The following is a 25,900-nucleotide window of genomic DNA, read 5'->3' on the forward strand; positions in this document are numbered from 1 at the left end:
TGACGTTCGCCTTCCGGGAGGTGGTCCTGACGCCGGGCAGCCTCGGCAGGAGCCCGGCGTCCCTGACTACTTGATGGCGACGGGGTTTACGGGAGAGCCCGTGCCCTGCTCCACCTTCAGCGGTGCGGCCACCAGCAGGAAGCTGTACTGACCGTCTTCGGCGCTGTCCGCGGCCAGGTCATCCAGCCACCAGATTTCCGACAGCACCACACCCATGTCCCGCATCAGCGCGCCATGCAGCGGGATGATGTACTGCTGGCCGTCGATTTCCTGAACCACCTTCTCCACCGCGATGTTGTCGGTGGCAATCATCGGAGTCTCCATGCGGTCCAGCCAGCTCAGCAGTTCCTGACTGTGGCACAGGCCGGGTTCGTTCATGGCGTTCCACTGCTCATCCGGTTCCTCTTCCCAGAACCGGGCAATAGAGCCGGTGCGGATCACCAGGATGTCCCGCTTGTTGATGGTGGTGCCCTGGGCCTCGGCGGTGGCTTCCAGGTCTTCCAGGTTGATGCAGGTATTGGTGGGCAGGCGGTGCAGGTCGTCGCTGCCCATGTGGCGGCCGACGTCGAGCAGTACGGCGCGACCGACAATGCCTTTCTCGCCGATCTCGCCCACATCGGCATGGGTATGGCCATGCACGGAGGTCTTCTCACTCTTGCCGCCATAGATCTGGTCGCCGTACCAGGCGTGGGCCAGGCCATCCACATGGGTGGTGCCCTGCAGGTACATGAAGGCGACGTCGTCGGAGTACTTCATGCCGCCGGGCGCAGGCTCTGCCTTGCCGGCCATGTAGACGCCCGCGTCCGTGGCCATGAAGTGCTGCGTCGGTACGCGTCCGGGGAACACCGGGCCGGAGCCGGAAGTCATCGGGATCTGCAGGGTGAAGGTTTTGCCGCTCTGGATGGCGGCGGCGCCCTGCTTCACCTCGGCGTCACCAAGATAGTTGAGGGCACCGACCTGATCGTCGTCACCCCATTTGCCCCAGTTGGTAGGGGCATCGCTCTGCAGGGTTTCCATGGGTGTCTGCTGAGCCATCGCCATGGCGGAGGCGCCAGCGAACAGAGCCCCGGTGCACAGGGCCAGGATTGAGGGTTGGAATGGCATGGTGGTTCTCCTTGTTGCGTTGGTTTTTGTTGTGATCGGCCACCGGTGACACGCAAGTGCCTCCGGTGGGTGTTGCAAGGGAGAAGAATTCTGGCGTAAGTGTAGTTCTTATCTACGGTATTTCAGTCAAACAGAATGACCTGCCGCACCGCCTTGCCGGCGGCCAGCTTCTCAAAGCCTTCGTTGATCTGGTCCAGGGTCAGGGTGTCGGTCAGTAACTTGTCCACCGGCAGTTTGCCTTGGCGGAACAGGCTGACGTAGCGGGCCACATCCCTGACCGGCACGCAGCTGCCCACGTAGCTGCCCTTGAGGGTACGTTCCTCGGCAACCAGGCTGACCTGCTGGATGGCCACCTTCTTTTCCGGATGGGCCAGACCACCGGTGACCGTGGTGCCGCCACGGCGGGTAATCTGATAGGCGAACTCCAGGGCTTTCTCGGAGCCAGCCATTTCGATGGCGCAGTTGACCCCGCCGTTGGTCAGGGCCTTGATCTTGTCGACGCAGCCCTCTTCGCCGGAATTGAAGGTATGGGTGGCGCCCAGCTCCTTCGCCAGGGCCAGCTTGCTGTCGTCCAGGTCGATGGCAATTACCTCACCGGCACCGGCCACCAGCGCGCCCAGCACACTGTTGAGGCCGACGCCCCCGAGACCGATTACGGCGACGGTCTGGCCGGCCTTGATGTCGGCGGAATTGATGGAGGCCCCGACCCCGGTCAGCACCGCGCAGCCAAACAGGGCCGCATGATGCAGGGGCATGTCCGGATCCACCTTCACCAGGGAATCCCGGGACACCACCGCGTGGTCGGCAAAGGCGGATACGCCCAGATGGTGATTGATGGCCGTGCCGTCGGCCCGGTGCAGGCGGTGTTCACCGCTAACCAGGGTGCCGGCGTTGTTGGTTTTTGCGGCAGGCTCGCACAGGGCCGGGCGACCTTCGGCACAGGGTTCACAGTGACCGCAGCTGGGCACGAAAACGGCCACCACATGGTCGCCTGGCTTCAGGTCGCGCACGCCGTTGCCCACCTCTTTCACAATGCCGGCGGCTTCATGACCAAGGGCCATGGGCACCGGTCGCGGGCGGTTACCGTCGATCACCGACAGGTCGGAATGGCACAGGCCGGCGGCCTTGATCTCCACCAGCACCTCGTTATCCCCGGGCGGATCCAGCTCCAGCTCCTCGATCACCAGCGGCCGGGTCTGGCCGTAGGGTCGTTCAGCACCGATGGCCTGCAATACAGCGGCTCGGATTTTCATGATGGGTCTCCTTTGTCAGATCGCTCAGTAGTCGGTCAGTCCCGATGATTCTGAACTATCCCTGCGCCCCTGTGAAACTTCTCCCCGTTCGATGCGCCAGGTGGAATCCACCAGATCGGCGGAATGGCTGTCATCGGACTCGGCAATCAGCACCGTCAGGCCTTCGCCCCGCAGGTCAGCGATAACCGAAGACAGGCGCTTGGCCAGCACCGGCGCGACACCCTCGAAGGGTTCATCCAGCAGGATCATCTCCCGGCCCGGAATCAGCGCCCGGCCCAGGGCTACCAGCTTCTGCTGGCCGCCGGACAACTGCAGGGCCTTGCGCTGGCCGAAGTCGGCGATTTCGGGCATCAGTTCGTATACCCATTTCAGTCGTTGCTCGCCATCGTGGATGTTGTTGGCCCAGGCCGGCATCAGCATGTTCTCGGTGACCGTGAGCTCAGGAATCAGGCGCCGGTCCTCAGGCATGTAGCTGATACGCATATCGGCCCGCTTGTAGGCAGGCTGGCGGGTGATGTCCCGGCCCTTGAAACTGATGCTGCCACGATCCGCCGGCAGGAGCCCCATCATGGCCCGGATCAGGGTGGTCTTGCCGGCGCCGTTGTGGCCGATCAGGCCAGCCATTTCGCCGGTGGGGATGGTCAGGTTCACATCCCTGAGGATGCCGATGCCGTCGATCGACACATCGAGGTTGGCGATTTCCAGGCTCATGTCAGCTATCTCCCTCCTTTTCTGGTGTCCTGTGCTGCTTACCGGTGACCAGCTCCTGCACCTTGGCATCGGCCAGTACCTCCTCCACCGGACCGTCCTTGATCACCACGCCACTGGCGAAGGCCAGCACCCGGGTCACATAACGCTGGACGATCTCCATATCGTGTTCCACGAAGAGTACGGTCAGGCCCCGCTGGCGGACCGCTTCCATCACGGTGTCCATCAGGGTGTATTTCTCCTCCATGCTGACGCCACTGGTAGGTTCGTCCAGCAACAACATGCGCGGGTTGCCGAGCATGGCAATGGCGATATCCAGCAGCTTGCGGGCCCCCTGGGGCATGGCGGTGACCATGTCGTCCCGGTAGTCGCTGATATTCATCTGTTGCAGGATATCTTCAGCGGCCTTGATGCGTTCAGGTGTACGCACCGGACGGATCATCTGGAACTGCCGGTTCTCGGCAGCCGACAGTGCAATGGCCAGGTTGTCGATGACCGGCAGTTCCAGGAACAGCTGGGGGATCTGGAACGACCGGGTCAGGCCCTTGCGCATCAGTTTACGCGGCCCCAGCTTCCTGATTGGTGCGCCGTCAAAGGCGATGGTGCCGCTGGAGGGCGGCAGGTAGCCGGTGACCATGTTGATGAAGGTGGTCTTGCCAGCGCCATTGGAGCCGATGACCCCGACAATCTCGCCTTCGGAGATGGTGACATTGATGTCTTCAGCGGCGGTGACGGCCCCGAAATAACGGGACAGGCTTTCAGTCCGGAGTATTTCGGTCATGAAGCAGCCCCCTTTCTGCGGGTGAACAGACTCCAGATGCCCTTCGGCAGGAACAGGATGATCAGCAGCAGCACGGTGCCCAGGATCATCTGCCAGGCGTTGGGCGCCAGCTCCACCGCGTAGGTACGTACCAGGGTGAAGATCAGGGCGGCAATGAAGGGCGCGGCCACATGCCCGGTGCCGCCAAGAATGGCGATGAACACGAATTCCCCGGAGATGGTCCAGTAGGCCATGGTCGGGTCCACGTGGCCGGCGGCCAGTGCGGTCATGGAACCACCGACAGAGCCCACGGCCGCAGCCAGCACATAGTTGATGTACAGCACCTTGCGATGGGAAATGCCCATGTACTCCACCCGCACCTCATTCTCGCGAATGGCCTCACAGGCCAGCCCGATGCTGGACCGGAAGTACCGGTTGAGGAACAGGGCGATGGCCAGGGCCAGCACCAGGGCGAGCATCAGGGCGGTGGTGGTGGCCTGACCATCTCCCGGGGTGAAACCCAGCAGGGTCCAGTCGGTCACCCCGAAGCCGTCGGTGCTGCCCAGGCCGTGGCTTTTGACCAGGATGCCGTACAGGATCATGGAGAAGGCCAGCGACAGCATGGCAAAGAAGATCTCCCGGTAGCGGGTCATCAGCAACCCCAGGATCATGGCCACCACCACCGTGACCACCACACCCAGGCCGATCAGTGCCAGCGCATCGGTGATGCCCAGAAAGCGCCCGCCCAGGCCCACGGCATAGCCGCCCAGGCAATAGAACAGGCCCTGTCCGAAGGACACCAGCCCGGCCCGCATCAGCAACACTACGCCCATCACCACCAGGGCGGTGGAAATGGCCAGGGTCAGGGTGAATACCAGCCAGTTGGGACTGAACTGGGCAAGAACAGCGATGGCGATGGCAACGCCGATCAGGGACAGCTCGGTTCTTTCCAGCTTCATCAGATTTTCCTCGCAACAGCCTGGCCAAAGAGGCCATGGGGACGGAAGACCAGCACCGCGGCCATGACCGCGTAGATGATGAACAGCTCAAGCTCGGGCATGGTGTGTACGGACGTGGCCCGGGCCAGTCCCACAATCACCGCGCCGATGGCCGCCCCGGTGATGCTGCCCAGTCCGCCGGTGACCACCACGGCAAAGGCCAGTACGATGACTTCAATGCCGATGCCGGGCACCACCGAAATGATCGGTGCGGTGACGCCGCCGGCAATGGCGCCGAGGGTCGCGCCTACCATGAAGGTGATGGTGAACATACGGCGCACGTTCACGCCCATGGCTTCGGATACCTCCCGGTCATGGATGATCGAGCGCAGGATCTTGCCGGTGTTGGTGCGCTCCAGCCAGAACCACAGGCCCACGCCAATGACCACCGACACCACCAGCACCATAATGTCGTACAGGGACACCGTGAGCACGTCGATACTGATCCGGCCCATGGCGGCATAGGGCTGCCAGGCAAAGTAGGGCGTGGTACCCCAGACCAGCTTCATCACGTCCTCGAGGATCAGCAGCACCGCGAAGGTAATGATCAGCATCAGGATCTCGTCGCGGCCGTACATCAGCCGCAGCAGGCCCCGCTCGATGACCAGGCCGGTGACGGCGCCAATCAGTACGGCGGAAACCGCGATAATGGCAAACGCCACCCACAACTGCTCACCGCCACCACTGTAATACCAGCCGAGGGCCGAGGCAGCCGCGTAGGCGCCCAGGGCATAGAGACTGCCATGGGCCATGTTCAGGATTCTCATCACGCCGTAGATGACGGTAAGCCCCGCTGCCACCAGGAACAGCCATGAGGCGTAGATGAACCCGTCAATCAGGATCGCCCAGACCGTTAACATCGGTTACTTCTCCCATGTTGGTATGCGCCGCTGGCCCCGGGCGCCTGTCTGTCTGACAGGCACTCGGGACCAGTGGCGGTCAGGTCGGTGGATGGATCAGTCGCACTTGGCGCCGGGGAAGCCTTCCTCGATCCATTGCTGGGCGTTGTAGCCGTCGGGGGCTGAGACGCACTCACCCGGGTAGGAGCGAACGTTGCGCAGTCCCGCCTCGCCGTCTTCGTAGTGGTATTCGCCGTAGTACATGGGCTGCACGGCCTGGTGACCATCGGCCAGGCCCATTTTCACGGTACCGGAGACAGACGGGAACTCCGCACCCTTGAGGGTTGCCGCCAGTTGCTCGGCGCTTGGCACGCCCTCGGCTCCGGAATTGTCAGCGGCATACTTCAGGGCGAGGATAGCCTGGGCCGCCTTGGAAGCCGGGTAGCTCGGCGGGGTGCCGTGCTTCGCCTCATAGGCCTCCCGGAACCACTCGCTCAGCTCGTTATCCGGCATGAAGGCGCCGAAGGGCCCGCGACCGCCCAGGATGGTGCCATTGGGCGCCTGGCCCTCGAACCGGTGCAGGCCGGATTCGCCAGTGGTCAGCAGGGCCGTAGCCTGGGCCAGCAAACCGCGGGCATTGGCCTGGGCCACGAAGGACTCCATATCACCGCCCCACATGGAGGAGTGGATGATCTCCGGGCGACGGGTCTGCAGCGCCGAGATCTCGGTGCCGTAGCTGCCCTGGAAGATCTGCGGGGTCTGGTTGGTGATAATCTCCGCCTCCGGCATCAGCTGTTCCATGGACAGGGTAAAGTCCTGCCAGGAATCCTGGCCCCAGGCGTAGTTCTGCTGGATGCCGGCAATGCGCCGGGCGTCCGGACGGGTTTCCGCCAGGTAGCGGGCGGCGCCCACGTTGTCGGCCACCGCGTCCAGGCCGGTGCGGAACATGTATTGCGGGTCTTCGATCTCGGCAAACAGGCGCGAGGTGCCACAGTCGAAGGCGATGGTGAACATCTCCATCTCTTCCGCTACCGGGCCGATGGCCAGGCAGTCACCGGAGGAAATGTAGCCCACCACAGCATCCACATTCTGCCGCTGGACCAGGTTACGGTATTCCTCCACCTGCTTGGTGGGGCCGCCGGCCTCGTCCACCACCACGGATTCCAGCATCAGGCCGTTGACACCCTTGCTGTTGTAGGGGGCAGGCAGAGTGCCCTCGTTGATGGCATTGATCACGATTTCCGCGCCCTGGGCGGCGGGAACGCCGAAGGGCCCGGAGGCACCGCCGGACAGGAAGGTGACAAAGCCTACCTTGAAACTTTCATCCTGGGCGCTGGCGGTGGAGGCCAGCCCCATCACGCCGACGGACGTGAGAGCGACCGACAGCAGGGTTTTTTTCAGTGACGCTTTTATCGGTGAGAGGGTTTGTTGGGTTGTCATTGCGTGCTCCTCGGTTGTTGTTGTACTGATTCCGGATGCTGCATTGAACGAAAAGGGTGGCTATCAGCCACCGGGGTTACCCCGTCGCTCCCGGATCAGGGCGACGGATGGTTTTAGGGATTCGGCGTCGTAGACCCGCCAGTTACCCAGCATGACGCTGGCGGGAGGGAACCGGTCATTGGCCTCTGGCGTGCCTATGGCCTGGGCCTGGATAATCTGGTGAGTGTCCGGGTCGATGTAGGAGGTAAAGCCGTAGGGGTCCTTGGGAAGCTGGATTTCCAGGCCCTCCAGTGCCGTGATCATGGCCCGGGTATCGGTCACATCACCGGCCTTGCGAATGGCACTGGCGATGGCCAGCACACCGGCGTAGGCGCCCTGGGCGGAGTAGCTGGGGTAACGTCCGGACATGGCATGGAAGCGGTTCACGAATGAGCGGTTACGCTCGGTATCCGGCCAGTTCACATGGTGACGGGCCGACAGGATCAGTCCCGGGGGCGGGTTGTCTCCCAGGGCCACCAGGGTTTCGTAATCGCCCCCGGTATCGAAATTGGCCACCCGCATGATGTCGAACAGCTGCGTGGTACGGGCCTGCTCCAGGAAGGCGGTGAAGTCGCCACCCCACAGGGCCACCACCAGCACATCCGGCGGGCTTGCCAGCAGCGACTGGATGTAGAGGGAATAGTCCGGTTCATACAGCCGGGGCCAGTAGGTGCCGGTCTGCTCGTACTGGACGCCATGCTGAGCCAGTGCCTGCCTGAGGTCGCGCCAGGCGACCCGGCCATATTCATAGTCGGGCCCCAGGAAGGCCAGCTTGTGCCAGCCGGTGGTGTCCTGGAGGTCTTTCAGGTAGCGGGCGCCGGCGGCGTGGGAGGTCCAGGTATCGCTGGATACACGGAAGTAGTAGTCGTGCCCCTCCTCCAGGGTGGCCCGGGACGAGGCGTGGTCGGTGCCCACCATGATGACCTGTTTCTGCCGGGCCACCCGGCTGACGGCCATACCGACACCGGAGCTGACCATGCCGCAGAGGATGTTGGCGTTATCCTGGCTGATGAAGTCTTCGGCCATGCGCACGGCGAATGAGGCCTTGGAGCGGGAGTCGTCCACGATAACCCGCAGCCTTGGTGCGTCCGGGTCTTTGGCCAGCTCCTCCAGAGCCAGCCGGATACCGACGATGCTGTCGCGGCCATAGCTGGCAGAGCGCCCGGTCATGGGGTACATGCAGGCCACGGTGGCGTCTGCCTGTTGTGCGGAGGCGCCCAGTTCGACGCGGCCCACCGTCGGTGCGTCGGGCAGGGCTTGCAGCAGGGGTACGGCGCAGACATAGAGCAGCACGATGGCCAGGCGGCGTAGCCAGTGGCCGGACGTGATTCGCCTCAGTAAGGGTCTGCCTCTTGACCGGCGGTGACGGTTCCGGGGTTCCCGCACGTCTGCCTCCTGATCCGGCCGGGGCCGGGATCCAGTGGTTGTTTATTGTTGTATCGTTTAAAGGTTGTGTAGCAAGTCAGGGGCCAATCAGGCTGGCATGCCCTGAACCGCACCGTTGCCAGTGTAAGTGGTAACCGGGACGAACGAAGAGAGCGGGGGCGTGAGCGGAATCCGCTCGAAAGAGGGTGGCGTGCGAGCGAAAATCGCTCACCCGGCTCAGGTCAGGCCGAGGCGCTGCAGGCGTCGCTTGAACGCATGGCGGGACATACCCAGCTGTTCGGCGGCATGGCCCTTGTGGCCCTCGCATTGCTCCAGGGCCTGCCGGATCATCTGGCGTTCCGTTTCCTGTAGCTGCTCCTCCAGGGACGGCTGCCTGGCCGGCTGGCTGCCGAAGGCGGCGGGCTGGAACTCATTGGGCAGCTGTCCGGGGCGGATGCGCTGCCCTGGGTGGAGGATGGTCAGCCGTTCCACCAGGTTGCGTAGCTCCCGCACATTGCCCGGCCAGTTGTAGGCCAGCAGCCGGTCGAGGGTTTCCGGCGGAATGCTGATGGGGCGGCAGCCTTCCTCCCGCGCCTGGGATTCGATAAACACATCCAGCAGCTCACGCAGGTCCTCCCCCCGTTCCCGCAGGGGCGGAATGACCAGTTCGATGACGTTGAGGCGGAAGAACAGGTCCTCGCGGAACCGGCCCGCCCGGACCTCATTCTCCAGCGAGCGGTTGGTGGCCGCCACCACCCGCACATCGGCGGTATGGCTGGCGGTGCCGCCCACGGGCCGGTAGTCACCGTTTTCCAGGAAATGCAGAAACTTGGCCTGCAGTGACAGCGGCAGCTCGCCAATCTCGTCCAGGAACAGGGTGCCGCCATGGGCCAGGCTCACCAGCCCGGCACGCTTCTGGTGAGCGCCGGTGTAGGCACCCTTTTCGGCACCGAACAGCTCGGCCTCGATCAACTGCTCCGGCAGTGCTGCACAGTTGATCTCCACGAAGGCGTTGCCGGTACGGGGGCTTTGCTGGTGGATGGCCCTGGCCACCACTGCCTTACCGGTACCGGACTCACCCATCAGCAGAATACGGCCGGTACTGCTGGCGGCCACCCGCTGCACGGTTTCCCACAGGCTTTTCATGGCGGCGCTGGACCCGACCAGGCCGGAGGCGTTGGCGCTGCGGCTGCGGTGGTAGCTGAGCTCGTCCTGCATCTGGCGGCGTTCGGTGACCGACTGGATCAGATGAAGCAGCTCGTCCAGGGCAAAGGGTTTGGTGAGGTAATCCGTGGCGCCGGCCTTCACCGCCTGCACCGCCGCCCGGGTGTCGCCGTGGGCGGAGATCATCACCACTGGCAGCTCCGGGTAAAGGCGAGCGGTTTCCGCCAACACATCCATGCCGCTCATGCCGGGCAGGCGCAGGTCGAGCAGCATCAGGCCCGGGGTTTCCTCGGCCAGCAGGGCCAGGGCCTCCTCGCCGGTATGGGCGTTGAGGGTGCGGAACCCGGCCTCGCTGAGGGCAAAGCCCATGGAGCGGACAAAACTCTTTTCGTCATCAACGATCAGGATCTGTGAACGCATGGTGGTGATGTTCCGACTTTTTTTCTTGTGTTTCCGGTTTGTCGTCAAGGTTACCACTGTTTGCCGCCGGCAGGGTGACCGATACTGTTGAGCCCTCGCCGGCGACGCTGTGGAGATGAAGGTCGCCGCCGTTGAGCTCGATCAGCTGCCGGGTAATGCTCAGGCCCAGGCCGGTGCCCTCCTGGCGGGTGGTGAAGAACGGATCCGTAACCTGTTGCAGGGTATCGGCATCCATGCCGCAGCCATTGTCGGAAATATCCACATGGATGCGGTCGCCGTTGCGGAAGGCCCGCAGGTGCACCACACCGCCCGGTGCGCAGGCCTCGATGGCATTGGCCAGCAGATTGACCAGGCACTGTATGGTCTGGTCCGGGCTGGCATACACCGCCAGGCGGGAATCGCCCGTGGCGGAAAGGGTCACCTGGCGCTGATCCGCCAGCCCTGCCGTCAGCACCGTGGCATGGCGGAACACCCGCCGGATCTCCACCCTTTGTGGCTCACCGGGCACGGGGCGGCCATAGTCGAGCAGGTCGCCCACCACCCGGTTAAGGCGATCGATTTCCGATTCCACCGACACCAGCAGCTCGCGGCGCTGGTCATCGGGCTCGCCTTTCTCCAGGGCCTGCACCGTGAGTTTGATGGTGGCCAGGGGGTTGCGCACCTCATGGGCCACGCCGGTGGCGAACTCCCCCAGTACCGCCATTTTTTCCGCCTGTACGGTGCGGCCAACCAGTTCCTGCAGGCGATCGGCCATGGCGTTGAAAGCGTGGGCCAGCACGTCGATCTCGTCCTTGTCGTTTTTCGGTGCCTGCAGCCGGAAATTCAGGTCACCGCTGGCCAACGCTTCAGCCCCCTGCACCAGGCGTGTGACGCGGCGCCGCAGGCTGCGGGCCAGCGCCCAGAACAGTGCCACGGTGCCCAGGGTCATGACCCCGGCCAGGGCGTAGAGCCCCAGCTGGGCGCTACGCAGGGGGCTTAGGATATCGCCGGCGGCTACCTGGTAGTCGATGCGCCAGCCGGGTAGTACTTCCGGCCCGGTACGCAGATCCGGTGGCACGGTCTCCAGCCGATTGCCGGTAGGCTCCAGCAAATCACCGGAAGGGGTTCGCAGATAAGGCCGTAGCACCCCGGCCAGGTTCTCGGTGCGCATCAGTTCCGTCAGCGAGGCCAGCCGTACGTGCAAGGCAATGGAACCGGCTACGTGACCCTCCCCGGTGTCCCGCAGAGGTTGACGAATCAGCAGCCAGCCCGGCTCGGCTCCGCTGCCTACCCGGGGGCCGATAATCTCGCTGTTGGCCATCATCACCAGGGGCAGGCCCCTGGTATTCCAGCCCCCCCGGTCCCAGTAGGGTTTGCCGGAGGCCGCCTGGCCGGGTACCACCTCGGTGAGTTCATTCTGGTCGTTGAAAAAAAGGATGCCGTACAGGTCCGGGGAGTCCGCTTCCACCCGCACCAGTTCCCGGATGCCTTCCGGTACGGCATCGGTATAGTTGAGATAGAGGGGCATGGAAGGGTGGGTGGACAGGGTTTCCAGCTGGTAGATGCGGTTCTCGATAAAGTTGGTCAGCCGGTTGGCGGTACCGGCCACCTGGGCTTCCAGCCGCTCGCCGGCCAGGCGCTCGGTGACGGAGTCGGCCACCGTGGCATACAGGCTGCTGAGCACGGCGACAGCGCCGACTATCAGGGTCAGCGAGAGCAGGGAATAACGTCCGACCAGGCTGAAGCGGGGTTTCATGGTGGCTGCCTGTGGTAGTTGGCCAGGCCCGTGAGGCGTCTGCGTGGACCGTTTGTTGATATTGTCAGCTAACTATAAGTTTTATAACGATTCAGTGGAATGGTGTATAGTGAATCGGGCGAGTTGATGATAGCTCACTCTTCCTGAAATGTGATTGTTGATGCCCCAGACTGACCCTTCGTTTCCCGTTCGCCTGCGCTCGTTGCTGGCCTATACCGCCCTGTTGTGCGGGGTGTTGTCTTTTGTGCCCGGTGCCACGGTGACTGGCGCGGTTTGCGTGGTGCTGGCGGTATTGCTGGCGTGGCGTGACCTGCGGCTGGTGGCGCGGATGCTGTTCGCTTTCGTGATACTGGGCGCCACTGCGGCGGCAGTGCTGCAACCCTCGGCGTTGCTGGCGGCCAGTGAGAACATGACGCGACTGTCCGCGCTGATCCTGACCGTAATGCTGCTGTCGTCGGTACTGGGCAATGCCGGTGACCTGGTGCGAATCTCCGGCAGCCTGTTCAGTGGCCGGCCCCTGGCCCGCTATTACAGCCTGGCCTTTGGTACCGGCCTGCTGTCGGTGCCCCTGAACTTCGGTTCCGTCGGCGTGGTGGGTTCACTGATCGGGCACCGTATCCGCGACAAAGGGGATTCCGCCATGACCCGCAACGCCGTAAGGGCTGTATTGCGGGGGTTCGCGGTGTCGCCGATCTGCTCGCCGCTGTCCATCTCCGTGGTCATGACGGTGACCTTCCTGCCCGGGCTGCAAAGCTGGGAGCTGATCGCCCTCAGCCTGCCCATGGGCGTCCTCATCCTGTTGGGTGGCGCCTGGCAGCGGGAGCCGGAAGTACAGGCGCTGCCGGCGGGTGATGACACCCGCGCAGGGCTGTCGCCGTGGTTGCGGTTTGCCGGCATTATTGCGCTGATCTGCGCCGGGGTATTTACCCTCAGCGGCCTGGCGGGCCTGAGTTATTCGAAGTCGGTGACCCTCAGCTGTTTTGCGGCGGTGGTTATCGGTTTTACCGTTCGCGGCCTGCGCACCCGTCGGCTGGACCTGCCCAGCATGGCGCCGGTCAGCAACGAGCTGATCATTGTCGGTGGCTCGGCGTTTATCGGGGCGCTGATCAGCCTGGTGGCCCTGAACCTGCTGGGGGACGATGTCCGTTTCCCGGGCTGGGCGTTTCCGGTAATGGCACTGCTGGTGCCCTGGGTGTTCTATGTGGGGGGGACCGCCGGCTTCAATCCCATTATCATCGGCACCCTGGTGGGGGGTGTGCTGGGCCCGCTATGGCCGGCTGATGCGGTGCTGGGGCTGGGTATTGCCATGGTGAGTGGCTGGGGCATTACCGCGGCGGGGTCACCCTATGCCGCCAATTCACTGCTGATGGAACGCCTGACCGGCTACCCGGCGCGACATATCGGCCTGTACTGGAACTTCCGCCTGTCCATGGTGCTGCTGGTATTGACCGGCGCTCTGGCGTCAGGGCTGACTGCCTGGCTGGCGGGTTAAGCCTGTTATATATCCGGGCGGGCCACCAGGCAGGTACGTGGAATTGCGATGGCCATCGGGCGGGTAACCTGCTAATGTGCCCGCATCCTGCCTCTAAGGATCTGCAGTTACCGGCCCAGAAGCCGTCTTGCAACTACTTCATACGACCCGCCAGAGGACGTCCTCCCGATACCGGTGAGCGACTGTAGTCGTCTTATTTCCATGCACCGTCATGGTATCTGCCCGCGTTGACTACCGGTACCCCCGGCTTTCGTGGAGGCAGCACAATCAAGAGTTTATCCAATATGAGTTTTTCTTCACTCGGCCTTTCCGAGGCACTGGTTCGTGCAACAAACGACCAGGGCTATGACACCCCGTCCCCGATTCAGGCACAGGCCATTCCGGCCGTGTTGTCCGGCAGGGACGTCATGGCTGCCGCCCAGACAGGCACCGGCAAGACCGCCGGCTTCACCCTGCCGCTGCTGCAGCGCCTGGGTGAGAACCCCCGCGAGGGCAAGGGCCCCCGCGCCCTGATCCTGACGCCGACCCGTGAACTGGCGGCCCAGGTTCACGACAGCGTGAATCTTTACAGCAAATACGTACCCACCAAGGCTGCCGTGGTATTTGGTGGCGTCAAGATCAACCCGCAGATGATGAAGCTGCGCAAGGGTCTGGACGTGCTGGTGGCCACACCGGGCCGCCTGCTGGATCTGTATCAGCAGGGCGCCGTGAAATTCAACGAGATTGAAATTCTGGTGCTGGACGAAGCGGACCGTATGCTCGACATGGGCTTTATCCGCGACATCCGCAAGATCCTGGCGCTGCTGCCGGAGAAGCGGCAGAACCTGCTGTTCTCCGCCACCTTCTCCAACGAGATCCGCAAGCTGACCCAGGGCCTGCTGGACAACCCGGTGCTGGTGGAAGTGGCCGCCCGCAACAAGACTGCGGAGCGCGTGGAGCAGACCGTCTACCCGGTGGACCAGAGCCAGAAGACGGCCCTGCTCAGCAAGCTGGTGCGTGACAATGACTGGGACCAGGTGCTGGTGTTTACCCGCACCAAGCACGGGGCCAATCGCCTGACCAAGAAACTGGAAAGCGATGGTATCACTGCCGCCGCCATTCACGGCAACAAGTCACAGGGCGCCCGTACCCGGGCCCTGGCAGAGTTCAAGCAGGGCGACATCCGCGTGCTGGTGGCCACCGATATCGCCGCCCGGGGGCTGGACATCAAGCAGTTGCCCCAGGTGGTGAACTTCGAGCTACCCCAGGTGGCGGAAGACTACGTTCACCGTATCGGCCGCACCGGCCGGGCTGGCGAGAGTGGTCACGCCATGTCGCTGGTCAGCGCTGACGAAGGCAAGATGCTGGCGGATATCGAGAAGCTGATCAAAAAGCAGCTGCCCCGAAAAGAGATGGAAGGTTTCGAGCCGACCAACAACCTGCCCCTGAAACCGAAGGCCAAGGCCGACCCGAGCCGTGCCCGAGGCCGTAACAGCGGTGGCGGTAACCCCCGCAATGGCGGTGGCCGCCCTGATGGTCGCCAGGCCGGCCCCGGAGCAGGCGGTCGTGGCCGTGGTCGTGGCCAGGGTCGTTCAGGTCAGCGCCAGTCAGCCTGATGTAAACTGACCGAAACAGCAGCGATAGAAGAAGCCGCTACCGGAACGCCCGGTGGCGGCTTTTTTTATTGCTATCGGCAAAAAAAAGCGGGGTACCGGAATCCGGTCCCCGCAAGGGAGGACGCAGCCGGAACGCCCAGTGCGATGGGTGCCGGCTACGGTTTTTGAAGTGCTCAGAAGTTGTAGGTGAAGCCAACCATGTAGACCAGAGGGTCGATCTCGACATCCAGCTTTCCGGTGCCTGCCAGGTTGGCGCTGCCGTCATAGGCTTTGATGGTCGCTTCGGTGTCGATATCAGCCCACCAGACAGCCGCATTCAAACCAAAGCGCTCATCCAGCCGGATGTCGACGCCCAGTTCGGCAGCGACGCCCACACTGTCATCCAGTTCGATAGAGGTGGATGCCGCACCCAGAGTGGTGGTCAGGGTATCGGTGGTCTTTTCCTCGAAAAAGTTCGTGTAGTTAACGCCCACGCCAGCATAGGGTTGAACCATCGAACTGCTGTGCAGCGGGTAATACTGCAGTGTCAGTGTTGGCGGAAGATGCTTCGTTTCGGCCAGTTTTCCGGCGCCGCCCAGCACACTGCCGTCACCTTCTATGTTGTGCTGAAAAGGCGTGGCTGCCAGGAGCCCGACACCGAAATGGTCGGTAAACATGTACGTGCCAGCCAGCCCCAACTGAGTGTTGGAATCCACGGATACCCTGGCGCCCGGAACCGAAGTGCCGTTAAGATCAAGGTTACTGCTGGAATCCTGAGGATCCACGGTCACCGCGCCCGCCCGGACGATAATATCGCCTGCCTGGTAAGCCTGCGCAGAGGTAGCCGCCATCACGCCAATTGCCAGCACTCCCAGTTTGAATTTGAAGGACATAGTTCAAAACCCTCTCGCCATAAGTTGTTGACGGGACAAGGCTACACCGGCGGCGCAACAGGGAATTGATCTAAGACAAGGGTGCTTCGGCGAAATCCGGGTTGCCGGGGAAAGATTGATTCAGCTCAAAAGGTAAGAATCTGACCGATCGGAGACTGCCGCCGGGCCAGCGGTGTTCAGGCCCGATGGGCAGTGTCCGGTTCCTGCTCGTCCGGATCGTCAGGCACGATCACATCACGCACCGAGAGGGGGTTGCCCTCTGCGTCCTGAACTTCCAGCTGGCGGATGGGCTTGCCGGTGCGACGGTCGCGCAGGTCGAGGGGAGGATCGCCCGGACAGGGGTTGTAACGATCGCCCCACTGGCGCAGGGCAATGACCACCGGGAACAGGTCACGGCCCTTGTCGGTAAGACGATATTCGAAACGGGGGCCATGTTCACCCACGTCCACCTTGCGCAGCACGTCGTTGTCCACCAGGCGGTTCAGGCGATCACCAAGAATGTTGCGGGCGATGCCCAGTTCCTGCTGGAAGTCGACGAAGCGACGGGTGCCGTACATGGCCTGCAGCACAATCAGCAGCGACCACCAGTCCCCCACTTCGTTGAGGGCCCGCGCAACGGAACAGCTTGAGTCATCAAAACGTTTTCTTGCCATGGTCAAAGTGTACCCAACGCGGGCCGCTTTAGGAAACGCGGATTGTCATCAGGGTGTCACCGGTGGGCTATCTGAGGTTCAGACGATGAAGTGGTTATCCCACCACAGGTCCGTGCTGGCCACCGCGTCGGCGTCCGGCTGGTCCGGCTTCACCCGGTAAAGGCCGCCCTGGCCTGAGGAGATCAGGAAACCACCGCCCGCCAGGGGAAAGGCCCCGGCACAGTCGGTGATAGCCGGGGTCTGCCGGACTGTGCCGCTGACGCCATCGAAGATCACCACCAGACCGCCCCGGGGCGCCGTGACGGCGACAGTGCCGTCTTCCGGATGGGCGGCAACGCTGGCAATGTAGTGATCAAGCTGCGTCAGCAGGTCCTCCCCGAAACGGATTTCGGAAAATTCGCCCTTCCGGTAGCGGGCGACCAGCGGCGGGATCTGATGGGCCGGCCCCTGGAACTGGTAGCCGGCGTAGATCTCGCCGGCCGGTGTCACGTCCAGGTGACGCAGGCTCAGCTGGTGATGGGAGGGGCGGAACCGGGCCCTGATGCGGCCGTCGTGGCGGTTCATCAGCACCAGCGCCGGGGCCATGGTGTCCAGGTTGAGTTTGATGCGGTCGTAGTCCGGGTGGGTCTCGATGCCCCCCAGGGCAATCACCAGGGTGTCGCCGTCGGGATGCAGGCGCAGCTCGTGGGGGCCGGAGCCGTTGAGGGGGTAGGTGGCAACCCGCTGATAATCCTGCCCACGGTCGTATACGGCGATCAGGCCGGCGGCCTCGTCATAGCGGTTGACGGTGGCATACAGGTAGCGGCCGTCCGGGCTGAATACGCCATGCCCGTAGAAGTGTTCACCCGGTTCGGCGTCCACGCTTCGTTGCAGCGCACCACTGACACTGTCGATCACATGGAACCGCCAGCCGGGACGCCGTTCGAACACCAGCACCTGTTCACGGGCCGGGGTGAAACAGCCGCCATGGCAGCGCTCCGGCAGGGGCAGTTGCCAGAGCCGGTTGCCCTGGTCGTCGATTCCGCTGGCCCCGTTCTCGCCGCTGGCCAGCCGGGCGGCGCTAACGGCCCTCGCAAGGCGGCTATCGTCCTCGCCGGCCCAGCCGCCTAACGGCAGCAGGCTGCTGAGCAGGGCGACACTGCCACTTTTGAGGAGGTTCCGTCGGGAGAGCATGGTTCAGTCACCGTCGCTGGAATTGAAACCCCGCACCACGTCCAGTGCCGTGCCTGCCTGGTCGTTGACCAGCGTGGCCAGTTGGCTCAGGTCAGCGTAGAGGCCCTGGAGTTCACCAAAACGCTCGTCTGACAGCAGCGGCGCCATGGCGTCGGGCAGGTTGTCGAACCGGGCCAGGGTCTCTTCAAACTGGGAGCGGATGCGACTGGCCAACGTCGGATTGCCGGCCTGCCTGAGGGCGCTCTCCAGGCCCGGCAGGTAGAAATCATACAGCCCTTGCAGACTGGCCCGGATAGCGGCCAGGGAATGGCCGGAACGCCAGGCATCGGCGCCATAGACCGACCGCTTGCCGCCGCCGCGAAGCCCCATTGGGCCCCCCAGGCGACGCTCTTCCAGCAGGCTCAGGGCTGCCATGCCGGATTCCACGGTAGCCCCCCGGTATTGTTCGTTAGTCCGGTAGGGGCGCTCCAGCGTCGTCCAGGCGGACGAAAGCCCCTCAGCATTCTCCGCCAGGTGGGCACTGACGGCTGTCAGCAGGCTGCACGCCTGGTCTGACGGCAGGCCCCGGTCGCCCTCCTTGATCCGTGAATCAAACAGCAGGTACTCGACCATGGGAAAACCCTGCACCGCGACACCGGCCTCATCGACATCGGCCGCACTGACTGGCTCTTCCATCCCCAGATAATAGCCTGCCTTACGGGCAACAAGGTTCTTGGGGTCTGGCCAGAACTGGAACTGCCAGCCCAGGGTGTTCTGCTCGACAGGGCCGAAGTCCACGAACCGCACCGCCTGCCAGGCATCGAAGGCGGTACGCCATTGATCATCCAGTCGTGACCGGGCACTGTCCGAGGGTGTCTGGCAGTAGCGGCGGGCGGAGGTTTCCAGGTCCGCCGTGGCTTCGGCCAGTTGCTGGTAGCCCTGTTCGATACCGGCGTGCCACAGGGGCAGCGGTCCGTCCCCTTCGGCGAGGGCCGGCGGTACTGCCAGCACGGACGTTACAACAGCGAGGATCGGTAGCAGGGGTGTCAGTCGCATCGGGGTGCCTCTACAGGGATTCCAGGAACCGGATAATGGAGGCCCGGTCGGCGGCGTCCATGGCCCGGTAGGCGTCGGTGGCAGGCCGGGCTTCGCCGCCATGCCAGAGAATGGCCTCTTCCAGTGTGCGGGCCCGGCCATCGTGCAGGAAGCCGGCCTGGGGATTCACGGTCTGGGTCAGGCCGATGCCCCACAGCGGCGGTGTGCGCCACTCACGGCCATCGGCTTCAAACACCGGGCGGCCATCGGCCAGACGATCTCCCATGTCGTGCAGTAGCAGGTCGGTATAGGGCCAGATCGTCTGATTGCTCAGGTCGGGCCGGTCGGCCACCTCTCCCGTGGTGTGGCGGGGCGTGTGGCAAGCGGCACAACCGGCCTCGTTGAACAGGCGTGCACCGGCCTGCACCGCCGGGTTGTCCATGTCACGACGTGCCGGAATGGCCAGGGATCTGGAATAGAAGGTAATAAACCGGGCGATCTTGTCACTCACTTCCGGCTCACCCCCATTGGGGAAACCGTCGCAGCCCTGTTGCGGGGTACAGTCGGTCTTTGGCCGCTGCGACGAGGTCAGGCCCATATCGCCGGCGAAGGCGCCCATGGCCTGTTGGTGCACATCCGGCTCGGCGGCTTTCCAGCCGAAACGACCTGGCACCGTCTTCTGGCCGTCAATGCTCCAGACCTGGTTCAGGTGGCCGGAAATGCCATCGCCATCCTTGTCCTCAGGGTCGGCGAGGCCTTGCAGGCTCTCGATGGGAATGGCTTCCAGAAGCCCCATGCCAATCATGGGAGGGGCGACCCTGGGCGATACCAGCAGGTCGTCCGGCAATGGCCCGTAGTTGGGGCTGCCGATCCGGTAAACAGGCTCCCGCAGTTTGATACGGGTGCCATCCGGCAGGGTTTCGGTCAGGGTCCGCCATTCAATGTGCAGGTTGGCTTCCGGTTTCATGCCACTGACGGCAGCGGTCTGCAGCTGGCCGCCATAGACCGGCGCCGGTTTGAAACCCTGGGTCTTCAGTACCTGCGCATCGGTGTCCGGGTCAGCGGGCACCGACAGGCGCAGGAACAGGGAAACGGATGGGCTGTCCACCGACGGCGGGTTCCCCCGGCCATCCTTGATGTGGCAGCCCTGGCAGGAGTTGGTGTTGAACAGTGGGCCAAGGCCATCCCGGGCATCGGTACTGGCCGGTGCCTCCACCCAGGGGTTGCGGAAGAAGCTGTTGCCAACGCTGAAATCCAGACGTTTGGTCATGGACAGGTTGCCCTGGGGCAGGGAGTAGGCGTTGGTATCCGCCTGGTCCACCGTGCCATCCCCGCCGGTCATGGGTGACGCCTGCAACGGATAGCCGGCGTGCTCAGTGGCGGCGGTGCCGGGGGAAGAGCACACGGCTGCCAGGGTGATGAACAGGTAACCGGCGAGGGCGTCTGGCTTTCTGAATAGGTTTTTCATGGCTCTCTCAACATCACAGGCCATGAGTTTCCGAACGGGCCGAAGGCCCGGGCAGAAGCATCATGGCCCGGAAATTCCGCAAGTCTATGGGTGATCAGAAACGATGGCCAGCATCGTCCGGCTCGAGTGACTCGATACCCAGTTCAATGGCCGCCATCTCAATGGACTCGGTCTGCTCCACCAGTGCGGTGATGGCACTGTTGATGATCGCTTCACCTTTCTCATTGCCCGGAGCGATCATGACATCAAACGGCATGGGCTGCCGGTCCCGCTCTGCGACCTGTTTCATGGTGCCGAGGGCGGCCATGGACGCTTCCAGCTGCGAGCGAAGGGTATTGTCCAGTTCCGGGTCCTGCTGCCGGACCAGGTCAGACAGGGCGGGGCCAGTTACCTTGGAGCCGTCGACACGCTCGTAGGTACCGGTGTAGACGTTCTGGATACCCTTGCCATTGTAGTAATGGGAGTTGTGGGTATTGTCGCTGAAGCAGTCGTGCTCGTCCTCGTAGGAGTTGGCTTCCAAGGCGACTTTCATGCGCTCACCGGCCAGCTCACCCAGTGACAGGGAGCCCATGCCGAACAGCATCTTCTGGATTACCACATCGGCGTCGGTCGCGAGCAGTTTGCTGCGATAGTTGTTTTCCAGACCCTCGGCCCACTGCTGCTCCATCCACGCCAGGTCGTCCACCAGCAGGTCGGTGGCCGCGTCCAGGTAGGCGGCACGGCGGGCGCAGTTGCCGTTGGTGCATTCAGCGCTCTGCACATAGTCGGTGTAGGAACGCTCACCGGCGCCGAGTTCGAAGCCGTAGGTGTCCTGGCCCCACAGCAGAAATTCGATGGCGTGATAGCCGGTGGCCACGTTGGCCTCGGAGCCGCCGATTTCGTTCAGGCTGGCCAGCAGCTCGGCGTCGAGCACGGTGACATTGACTGCTTCGCCGCCCACGTTGATGGTGGACTCGCTGGCAATGATGTTGGCAGTTGCGCCCTCGTTACCCAGCTCGTACTGGTAGTCGCCTGGCTCCACGTAGTCGATCAGGCCCTCATCCAGGGGCCAGGCATTCAGCTGGCCTTCCCAGTCATCCACAATGGCGTTGCCAAATCGAAACACCTCGGTCTGCTGGTAAGGAACACGGGCTTCCAGCCACGCGCTCTTTGCCGCCTCCAGGGTGACCGGGGAGGGGGCTTCGATAAACTGATCAACCGCATCGTCCAGCCTGACCGCAGCCAGCAGGGCATCTTCATAATTGGCATGGGCGAGATCGGCATAGTGTTCAACGACGTCGGCTTTGCTAACCGGTTCGGACCGGGCCATGTCCGATCCCGGGCTGGCACAGCCGGCCAGCGTGGTTGCTGCGGCGGCCAGCAACGCAAGGGAAGACTGGGTACGTGAGATCATCATGTTCTCCTGAATTATAGAAATATTAGTCATTCGCATTCGAATTCGCATTGTAGGGGGCGATGACGGAAATAGCGACAGTCTCCTGGGCAGTAGCAGGGATAAATTGACACTGGTCAATTGCCTGTCCCTCGCTGGCCGCCTTCGCACCAAAGGCTTTTCCAAAAACGAGCGATTGCTCTCTAAGGCTTGCAAGCGGAAATTGGATCCAATAGAGTTGCGTAACGAAACCAGATTTAGGCAAGCGAAAACGTTACCCCCATAACGGATGGAGGTGGTCTTCTTCCACCGTCCCGCGCGCCGGTCACTGATACGAATCTCTGCAGGAGAACCCGATGAGCATGAATCTAGGCCCCATTTTCGAGCCGTTTGAAATGAAGTCCCTCAAACTCGCCAACCGCGTGGCCATGGCCCCCATGACCCGTAACTTTTCCCCGGGCAATGTGCCAAGTGACGACGTGGTGGCCTACTACAAGCGTCGGGCAGAGGGCGGCGTCGGTCTGCTGATCACCGAAGGCACGACCGTGAATCACCCGGCCGCCAACGGTTACGAGAACGTGCCCTTCTTCCACGGCGAGGAGGCCCTGGCGGGCTGGAAGAAAGTGGTGGACGCGGTTCATGAAGCCGGTGGCAAGATCTTCCCGCAGCTGTGGCATGTGGGTGCTGTGCGCAAGGAGGGCATGGAGCCGGATCCGAGCGTGCCGGGCTATGGCCCCTCCGGCATGAACAGGCCGGGCAAGGTGGTCTGCCATGTGATGACTAAAGAGGACATCCAGGATGTCATCAAGGCTTTTGCCGATGCCGCCGCAGACGCCAAGGCCATCGGCTGTGACGGCGTGGAAGTGCACGGCGCCCATGGCTACCTGATCGACCAGTTCTTCTGGGAAGGCACCAACCAGCGGGACGACGAGTACGGCGGCAGCATGGCCAACCGCCAGCGCTTTGCCATCGAGATCATCCAGGCGATCCGCGAACGCGTTGGGCCGGACTTCCCCATTATGCTGCGTTTTTCCCAGTGGAAAATGCAGGCTTACGACGCGAAGCTGTGCCAGACCCCGGAAGAGCTGGAAGCCTTCCTCAAGCCACTGGTCGACGCTGGTGTCGATATTTTCCACGCCTCCACCCGTCGCTTCTGGGAGCCGGAGTTTGAAGGCTCCAGCCTGAACCTGGCCGGCTGGGTGAAGAAGCTGACCGGTGTGCCCACCATGTCCGTGGGCAGTGTTGGCCTGACCGAAGACTTCATCAGTGGCACCTTCGCCAGCAAGAAGGAAGCGGTGGAGCAGTCCGGCATCGATGAGCTGGTCGAGCGCATGAATAACGACGAGTTCGACTTCATTGCCGTGGGTCGTGCCCTGCTGCAGGACCCCGAATGGCTGGTGAAAGTGAAGGAAGGCCGTGCGGCCGAGGTTGAGCCGTTCCGCAAGGCCTCCCTGGGCGAGCTTTACTGATCTGATCTGTCGCTACCGGCTTTCGGGCCGGTAGCGGATCCATGCCTGGTATTCGATATCCCCCTCCCCGTGATTTCGACCTTTTACTGACGTCAGTCAATAGTGTGCCCCGGCTGGCGGTCATACAGTTGTGCGTTACCAGCTGACTCCTGTATTACTGAAACCCTGTTCAATACCCGATTAATCACGACGTCAGCCAGGGATGGAACTCGTAATGCCTGACCAGAGCCCCAACTCGTACATCCCCCTCCGCCCGCTTCGCTACCTGAGCAGCTATCTCAACGGCCTGGTACGGGAACGTCTATGGCTCAAGGTGCTGATCGGGATGTTCCTGGGCCTGGTCATCGGGGTCATACTGGGGCCCTCGGTCGGGCTGGTCGAGCCGCAAACCGGGGCGACCATCGGCAGCTGGCTGGCGTTCCCGGGCCAGTTGTTTATTGCCTCCATCCAGATGATCGTTATCCCGCTGGTGGTGGCCTCGGTGGTGAGGGGGCTGGCAGCCAGCGAGAATCTGGAGCAACTGCGTAAGCTGGGTGTGCGGGTGACGCTGTTCTTTGTGGTGACCACGGCTCTGGCCGCCGCCATCGGGCTGTGGATCGGGGGTGTCATCAACCCGGGCCGGTTAATGGAGGGGATGCTGGTGGCAGAAGCCGGCACGGCTCCGGGTGGCGCATCATTGCCCGCTGTCGGAGACTGGCCGCAAACCCTGATCGGACTGCTTCCGGGCAATCCCCTCGGTGCCATGGTGCAGGGCCAGATGCTGCAGGTGGTGATCTTCTCGGTGATTATCGGCATCGCCCTGGTGACCATGGCGCCGGCCTAGGCCCGGCCGATGCTCGACCTGCTGGATTCCCTGCAGCAGATCTGCATGACGGTGGTGCGCTGGGCCATGCACCTGGCCCCCTATGCGGTGTTCGGCCTGATGGCCAAACTGACCACTACCATCGGCTTTGGCGCCCTGCTGGGGATGGCCTCCTACGTCCTTACCGTGATTATCGGCCTGTTGCTGATGCTTGTGGTTTACCTGCTGTTACTGCGCACCTTCGGCGGAGTCCGCCCCTGGGATTTTATCCGGGACGCCCGGGATGTCCTGCTGCTGGCCTTTTCCACCTCCAGTTCAGCGGCGGTGATGCCGTTGTCGATCCGCACCGCGGAAACCAGGCTCCATGTGCGATCCTCCATCTCCCAGTTTGTCATTCCCCTGGGTGCGACCATCAACATGAACGGCACGGCGCTGTACCAGGCGGTGGCCACGGTGTTCCTGGCCCAGGTATATGGCATTGACCTGAGCCTTGCCAGCATGGCGCTGGTGGTGGCGATGGCCGTGGGCGCCTCCATTGGTTCTCCGGCGACGCCGGGGGTGGGCATCGTGATCCTGGCGATGGTGCTCGACACCGTGGGCATCCCCGCCAGCGGTATCGCACTGATCATGGGCGTGGACCGCATCCTGGACATGTGCCGCACGTCCATCAACGTCACCGGCGACCTGGTGGCCTGTCGCCTGATGGAGGCCTGGGCGGGGCCCGATCCGGTGAACGACCAGGCCACCGCAACGAATAGCTGAGGCAAAGCCGTTCAGTCGGTGGACTTCCAGGCGCCGAACGATCCCAGGAAGACGTCCACCCGGCTGAATCCGGCTCGCTCCAGTATCGATGCCGCAATGGTTGCCCGGGCGCCGCTGGCGCACATCACCGTGTAGTGCCGATTCCGGTCCAGTTGGTCGAGCTTTTGGGGAAGCTCACCCACATAGGCGTGAACCGAACCCTCAATGGCCTCGCCCTGATATTCGGTTATGCTCCGCACATCCAGCAACTGCCAACCTTCCGGAGGTTTCCGGAAGCGCTCCCGGATATCGTCCACGTGCATGACGGGGAGCGAGTGAAAGGGAAGCCCTTTGGCGGACCACTCGGGCATGTCAGTGGTCAGAAAACCCTGCAGGTTATCCAGCCCAATGCGGATCAGGTGTTCCGATGCGAGCCGGGCCTGGGCGGGATCGGCGGCCACCAGTACCACCGGTTGCCCCGGCTCGATATACCAGCCGGCGAATGCGGGAACCATAGGGGCTGGAATGGCCAGGCTGCCGGGTAGATGGGCGCCGAGAAAGGCGCTGACGTTACGGACATCCACGATCGCGGTCCTGTCCGGGAGACGGCGGAATTCCCCGGGGGAGAGCGGGGGCGGAGTGGCGACCCGGGGTGCGGGATCGGCGCCCGTCAGGTTCAGTTTCTCCATCAGCCGGAAGTAGGGCGGCTGGTAATGGTGCTCGGTAACTTTCTCACGGATAAACTGCTCCCGTGAGTTGATCCCCACCATCCTGTTGCCCCTGCGCTCATACCCCAGCGACGAAAACTCCCGGTCCGCCATGTTGTCGCCACACACAGAGCCGGCGCCGTGGGCGGGGTAGAGCAATGCCTGGTCGCCCAGAGCCATAATCTTCTGAAGGCTGTCGTAGAGCAGGCCAGCCACTTCCTCGGCCCGGTCCGGGTAGAAATCGGTCCGGCCCACATCGCCGATGAACAGTGCGTCGCCAGTGAACACACCCACGGCATCCTCGCCGAAATCGGTATCGAACAGAGCGAAGGAGAGACTGTCGTCGGTGTGGCCCGGCGTTTCCAGTACCTGCACTCTGAGGTTGCCGAATTCAAAGGTCTCCCCATCCCGGGTGGTGTCCGCATAGGTGACATCGCCGGCCGCGTTCGGGCCGTGGAGAACCCGGGCCCCGGTCAGCTGCGCCAGTATGGGCGCGCCGGAGATGAGGTCTTCGTTGCGGTGCGTCTCGAAAACATGCGTTATGCGGCAGCCGGCTTTGGCGGCTTCTTCTATATAGACCTCGCAGTCACGGCGGGGATCGACTACAAACGCCTGGCCGTTGTTGCCCACCAGGTACGAAAGGTGGGACAGGCCTTCTGATTTGATCTTGTGGATAAACATGTAACCTCCTGCTGAAGTCGATAAGCCTGCTATCAG

20 protein-coding genes and 1 pseudogene are annotated in these 25,900 nt (G+C 63.1%); 4 read left to right on the forward strand and 17 right to left on the reverse strand.

What is annotated here, in order from left to right; translation table 11 throughout:
* Window positions 1-66 precede the first annotated feature (66 nt).
* From ACFOZ5_RS02180 to ACFOZ5_RS02225, 10 genes are all read right to left on the reverse strand, one after another.
* Window positions 67-1,104 (reverse strand): cyclase family protein, encoded by a 1,038-nt coding sequence (locus tag ACFOZ5_RS02180; RefSeq protein WP_379885094.1) that lies wholly within the window; start codon window positions 1,102-1,104, stop codon window positions 67-69.
* A 122-nt stretch (window positions 1,105-1,226) separates the two neighbouring features.
* Window positions 1,227-2,357 carry a zinc-dependent alcohol dehydrogenase family protein gene (locus ACFOZ5_RS02185; protein WP_379885095.1) on the reverse strand — a complete coding sequence of 377 codons (1,131 nt, stop codon included), beginning with the start codon at window positions 2,355-2,357 and terminating at the stop codon, window positions 1,227-1,229.
* Between the two features lie 24 nt (window positions 2,358-2,381).
* Entirely contained in the window at window positions 2,382-3,068 is a 687-nt protein-coding gene (locus tag ACFOZ5_RS02190; protein ID WP_379885097.1) for an ATP-binding cassette domain-containing protein, read from the reverse strand.
* Window position 3,069: 1 nt separating this feature from the next.
* Entirely contained in the window at window positions 3,070-3,846 is a 777-nt protein-coding gene (locus ACFOZ5_RS02195) for an ABC transporter ATP-binding protein (RefSeq protein ID WP_379885098.1), read from the reverse strand.
* Entirely contained in the window at window positions 3,843-4,784 is a 942-nt protein-coding gene (locus ACFOZ5_RS02200) for a branched-chain amino acid ABC transporter permease (RefSeq protein WP_379885099.1), read from the reverse strand. The genes ACFOZ5_RS02195 and ACFOZ5_RS02200 overlap by 4 nt, the downstream gene beginning before the upstream one ends.
* Complete coding sequence (locus ACFOZ5_RS02205; protein WP_379885100.1) at window positions 4,784-5,683, reverse strand: branched-chain amino acid ABC transporter permease; 900 nt, start codon at window positions 5,681-5,683, stop codon at window positions 4,784-4,786. Before ACFOZ5_RS02205 ends, ACFOZ5_RS02200 begins: the two co-directional genes overlap by 1 nt.
* A gap of 96 nt (window positions 5,684-5,779) precedes the next feature.
* Window positions 5,780-7,102, reverse strand: a complete 1,323-nt coding sequence (locus ACFOZ5_RS02210; RefSeq protein WP_379885101.1) for an ABC transporter substrate-binding protein — start codon at window positions 7,100-7,102, stop codon at window positions 5,780-5,782.
* Window positions 7,103-7,165: 63 nt separating this feature from the next.
* Entirely contained in the window at window positions 7,166-8,527 is a 1,362-nt protein-coding gene (locus tag ACFOZ5_RS02215; RefSeq protein WP_379885102.1) for an ABC transporter substrate-binding protein, read from the reverse strand.
* Window positions 8,528-8,743: 216 nt separating this feature from the next.
* A complete protein-coding gene (locus ACFOZ5_RS02220) occupies window positions 8,744-10,090 on the reverse strand; it encodes a sigma-54-dependent transcriptional regulator (protein WP_379885103.1) in 1,347 nt (448 codons plus the stop codon).
* On the reverse strand, window positions 10,065-11,825 hold the full coding sequence (locus tag ACFOZ5_RS02225) for a sensor histidine kinase (protein WP_379885104.1): 1,761 nt from the start codon (window positions 11,823-11,825) through the stop codon (window positions 10,065-10,067). Before ACFOZ5_RS02225 ends, ACFOZ5_RS02220 begins: the two co-directional genes overlap by 26 nt.
* Before the next feature lie 160 nt (window positions 11,826-11,985).
* Here ACFOZ5_RS02225 and ACFOZ5_RS02230 point away from each other — a divergent pair, with 160 nt between their 5' ends.
* Together ACFOZ5_RS02230 and ACFOZ5_RS02235 are read left to right on the forward strand one after the other, a co-directional pair.
* The gene (locus ACFOZ5_RS02230) at window positions 11,986-13,317 is read left to right on the forward strand and encodes a hypothetical protein (protein ID WP_379885105.1); all 1,332 of its coding nucleotides are present in this window, start codon (window positions 11,986-11,988) and stop codon (window positions 13,315-13,317) included.
* Between the two features lie 284 nt (window positions 13,318-13,601).
* Window positions 13,602-14,912, forward strand: coding sequence for a DEAD/DEAH box helicase (locus tag ACFOZ5_RS02235; protein WP_379885106.1), 1,311 nt, complete (start codon window positions 13,602-13,604; stop codon window positions 14,910-14,912).
* Between the two features lie 173 nt (window positions 14,913-15,085).
* On the opposite strand, the gene ACFOZ5_RS02240 is transcribed toward ACFOZ5_RS02235, so the two are convergent.
* The 6 genes from ACFOZ5_RS02240 to ACFOZ5_RS02265 form a co-directional block, all read right to left on the reverse strand.
* Entirely contained in the window at window positions 15,086-15,784 is a 699-nt protein-coding gene (locus ACFOZ5_RS02240) for an OmpW/AlkL family protein (protein ID WP_379885107.1), read from the reverse strand.
* 176 nt (window positions 15,785-15,960) lie between these two features.
* Window positions 15,961-16,437, reverse strand: a complete 477-nt coding sequence (locus tag ACFOZ5_RS02245; protein WP_379885108.1) for a winged helix-turn-helix transcriptional regulator — start codon at window positions 16,435-16,437, stop codon at window positions 15,961-15,963.
* 78 nt (window positions 16,438-16,515) lie between these two features.
* Window positions 16,516-17,610, reverse strand: coding sequence for a DUF1513 domain-containing protein (locus ACFOZ5_RS02250; RefSeq protein WP_379885109.1), 1,095 nt, complete (start codon window positions 17,608-17,610; stop codon window positions 16,516-16,518).
* Between the two features lie 3 nt (window positions 17,611-17,613).
* Window positions 17,614-18,645 carry an imelysin family protein gene (locus ACFOZ5_RS02255; RefSeq protein WP_379885110.1) on the reverse strand — a complete coding sequence of 344 codons (1,032 nt, stop codon included), beginning with the start codon at window positions 18,643-18,645 and terminating at the stop codon, window positions 17,614-17,616.
* A 10-nt stretch (window positions 18,646-18,655) separates the two neighbouring features.
* Window positions 18,656-20,092, reverse strand: a complete 1,437-nt coding sequence (locus ACFOZ5_RS02260) for a di-heme oxidoreductase family protein (protein WP_379885111.1) — start codon at window positions 20,090-20,092, stop codon at window positions 18,656-18,658.
* Window positions 20,093-20,186: 94 nt separating this feature from the next.
* Complete coding sequence (locus tag ACFOZ5_RS02265; RefSeq protein ID WP_379885112.1) at window positions 20,187-21,485, reverse strand: imelysin family protein; 1,299 nt, start codon at window positions 21,483-21,485, stop codon at window positions 20,187-20,189.
* Between the two features lie 335 nt (window positions 21,486-21,820).
* Between ACFOZ5_RS02265 and ACFOZ5_RS02270 the strand changes: the two genes are divergently transcribed.
* Entirely contained in the window at window positions 21,821-22,933 is a 1,113-nt protein-coding gene (locus tag ACFOZ5_RS02270; RefSeq protein ID WP_379885113.1) for an NADH:flavin oxidoreductase, read from the forward strand.
* 214 nt (window positions 22,934-23,147) lie between these two features.
* Window positions 23,148-24,497: pseudogene (locus ACFOZ5_RS02275) on the forward strand (dicarboxylate/amino acid:cation symporter).
* 11 nt (window positions 24,498-24,508) lie between these two features.
* On the opposite strand, the gene ACFOZ5_RS02280 reads toward ACFOZ5_RS02275, so the two are convergent.
* Window positions 24,509-25,864 (reverse strand): MBL fold metallo-hydrolase, encoded by a 1,356-nt coding sequence (locus tag ACFOZ5_RS02280; protein WP_379885115.1) that lies wholly within the window; start codon window positions 25,862-25,864, stop codon window positions 24,509-24,511.
* Between the last annotated feature and the right edge of the window lie 36 nt (window positions 25,865-25,900).

This window comes from Marinobacter lacisalsi (assembly GCF_042651045.1).
GTDB lineage: Bacteria > Pseudomonadota > Gammaproteobacteria > Pseudomonadales > Oleiphilaceae > Marinobacter > Marinobacter lacisalsi.

Coding starts and splice junctions, on each gene's coding strand:
- ACFOZ5_RS02270 (WP_379885113.1), top strand. CDS start 21,821: ATGAGCATGAATCTAGGCCCCATTTTCGAGCCGTTTGAAATGAAGTCC.
- ACFOZ5_RS02190 (WP_379885097.1), bottom strand. CDS start 3,068: ATGAGCCTGGAAATCGCCAACCTCGATGTGTCGATCGACGGCATCGGC.
- ACFOZ5_RS02230 (WP_379885105.1), top strand. CDS start 11,986: ATGCCCCAGACTGACCCTTCGTTTCCCGTTCGCCTGCGCTCGTTGCTG.
- ACFOZ5_RS02235 (WP_379885106.1), top strand. CDS start 13,602: ATGAGTTTTTCTTCACTCGGCCTTTCCGAGGCACTGGTTCGTGCAACA.
- ACFOZ5_RS02260 (WP_379885111.1), bottom strand. CDS start 20,092: ATGAAAAACCTATTCAGAAAGCCAGACGCCCTCGCCGGTTACCTGTTC.
- ACFOZ5_RS02245 (WP_379885108.1), bottom strand. CDS start 16,437: ATGGCAAGAAAACGTTTTGATGACTCAAGCTGTTCCGTTGCGCGGGCC.
- ACFOZ5_RS02180 (WP_379885094.1), bottom strand. CDS start 1,104: ATGCCATTCCAACCCTCAATCCTGGCCCTGTGCACCGGGGCTCTGTTC.
- ACFOZ5_RS02255 (WP_379885110.1), bottom strand. CDS start 18,645: ATGCGACTGACACCCCTGCTACCGATCCTCGCTGTTGTAACGTCCGTG.
- ACFOZ5_RS02195 (WP_379885098.1), bottom strand. CDS start 3,846: ATGACCGAAATACTCCGGACTGAAAGCCTGTCCCGTTATTTCGGGGCC.
- ACFOZ5_RS02265 (WP_379885112.1), bottom strand. CDS start 21,485: ATGATCTCACGTACCCAGTCTTCCCTTGCGTTGCTGGCCGCCGCAGCA.
- ACFOZ5_RS02225 (WP_379885104.1), bottom strand. CDS start 11,825: ATGAAACCCCGCTTCAGCCTGGTCGGACGTTATTCCCTGCTCTCGCTG.
- ACFOZ5_RS02240 (WP_379885107.1), bottom strand. CDS start 15,784: ATGTCCTTCAAATTCAAACTGGGAGTGCTGGCAATTGGCGTGATGGCG.
- ACFOZ5_RS02280 (WP_379885115.1), bottom strand. CDS start 25,864: ATGTTTATCCACAAGATCAAATCAGAAGGCCTGTCCCACCTTTCGTAC.
- ACFOZ5_RS02210 (WP_379885101.1), bottom strand. CDS start 7,102: ATGACAACCCAACAAACCCTCTCACCGATAAAAGCGTCACTGAAAAAA.
- ACFOZ5_RS02205 (WP_379885100.1), bottom strand. CDS start 5,683: ATGTTAACGGTCTGGGCGATCCTGATTGACGGGTTCATCTACGCCTCA.
- ACFOZ5_RS02250 (WP_379885109.1), bottom strand. CDS start 17,610: ATGCTCTCCCGACGGAACCTCCTCAAAAGTGGCAGTGTCGCCCTGCTC.
- ACFOZ5_RS02220 (WP_379885103.1), bottom strand. CDS start 10,090: ATGCGTTCACAGATCCTGATCGTTGATGACGAAAAGAGTTTTGTCCGC.
- ACFOZ5_RS02200 (WP_379885099.1), bottom strand. CDS start 4,784: ATGAAGCTGGAAAGAACCGAGCTGTCCCTGATCGGCGTTGCCATCGCC.
- ACFOZ5_RS02185 (WP_379885095.1), bottom strand. CDS start 2,357: ATGAAAATCCGAGCCGCTGTATTGCAGGCCATCGGTGCTGAACGACCC.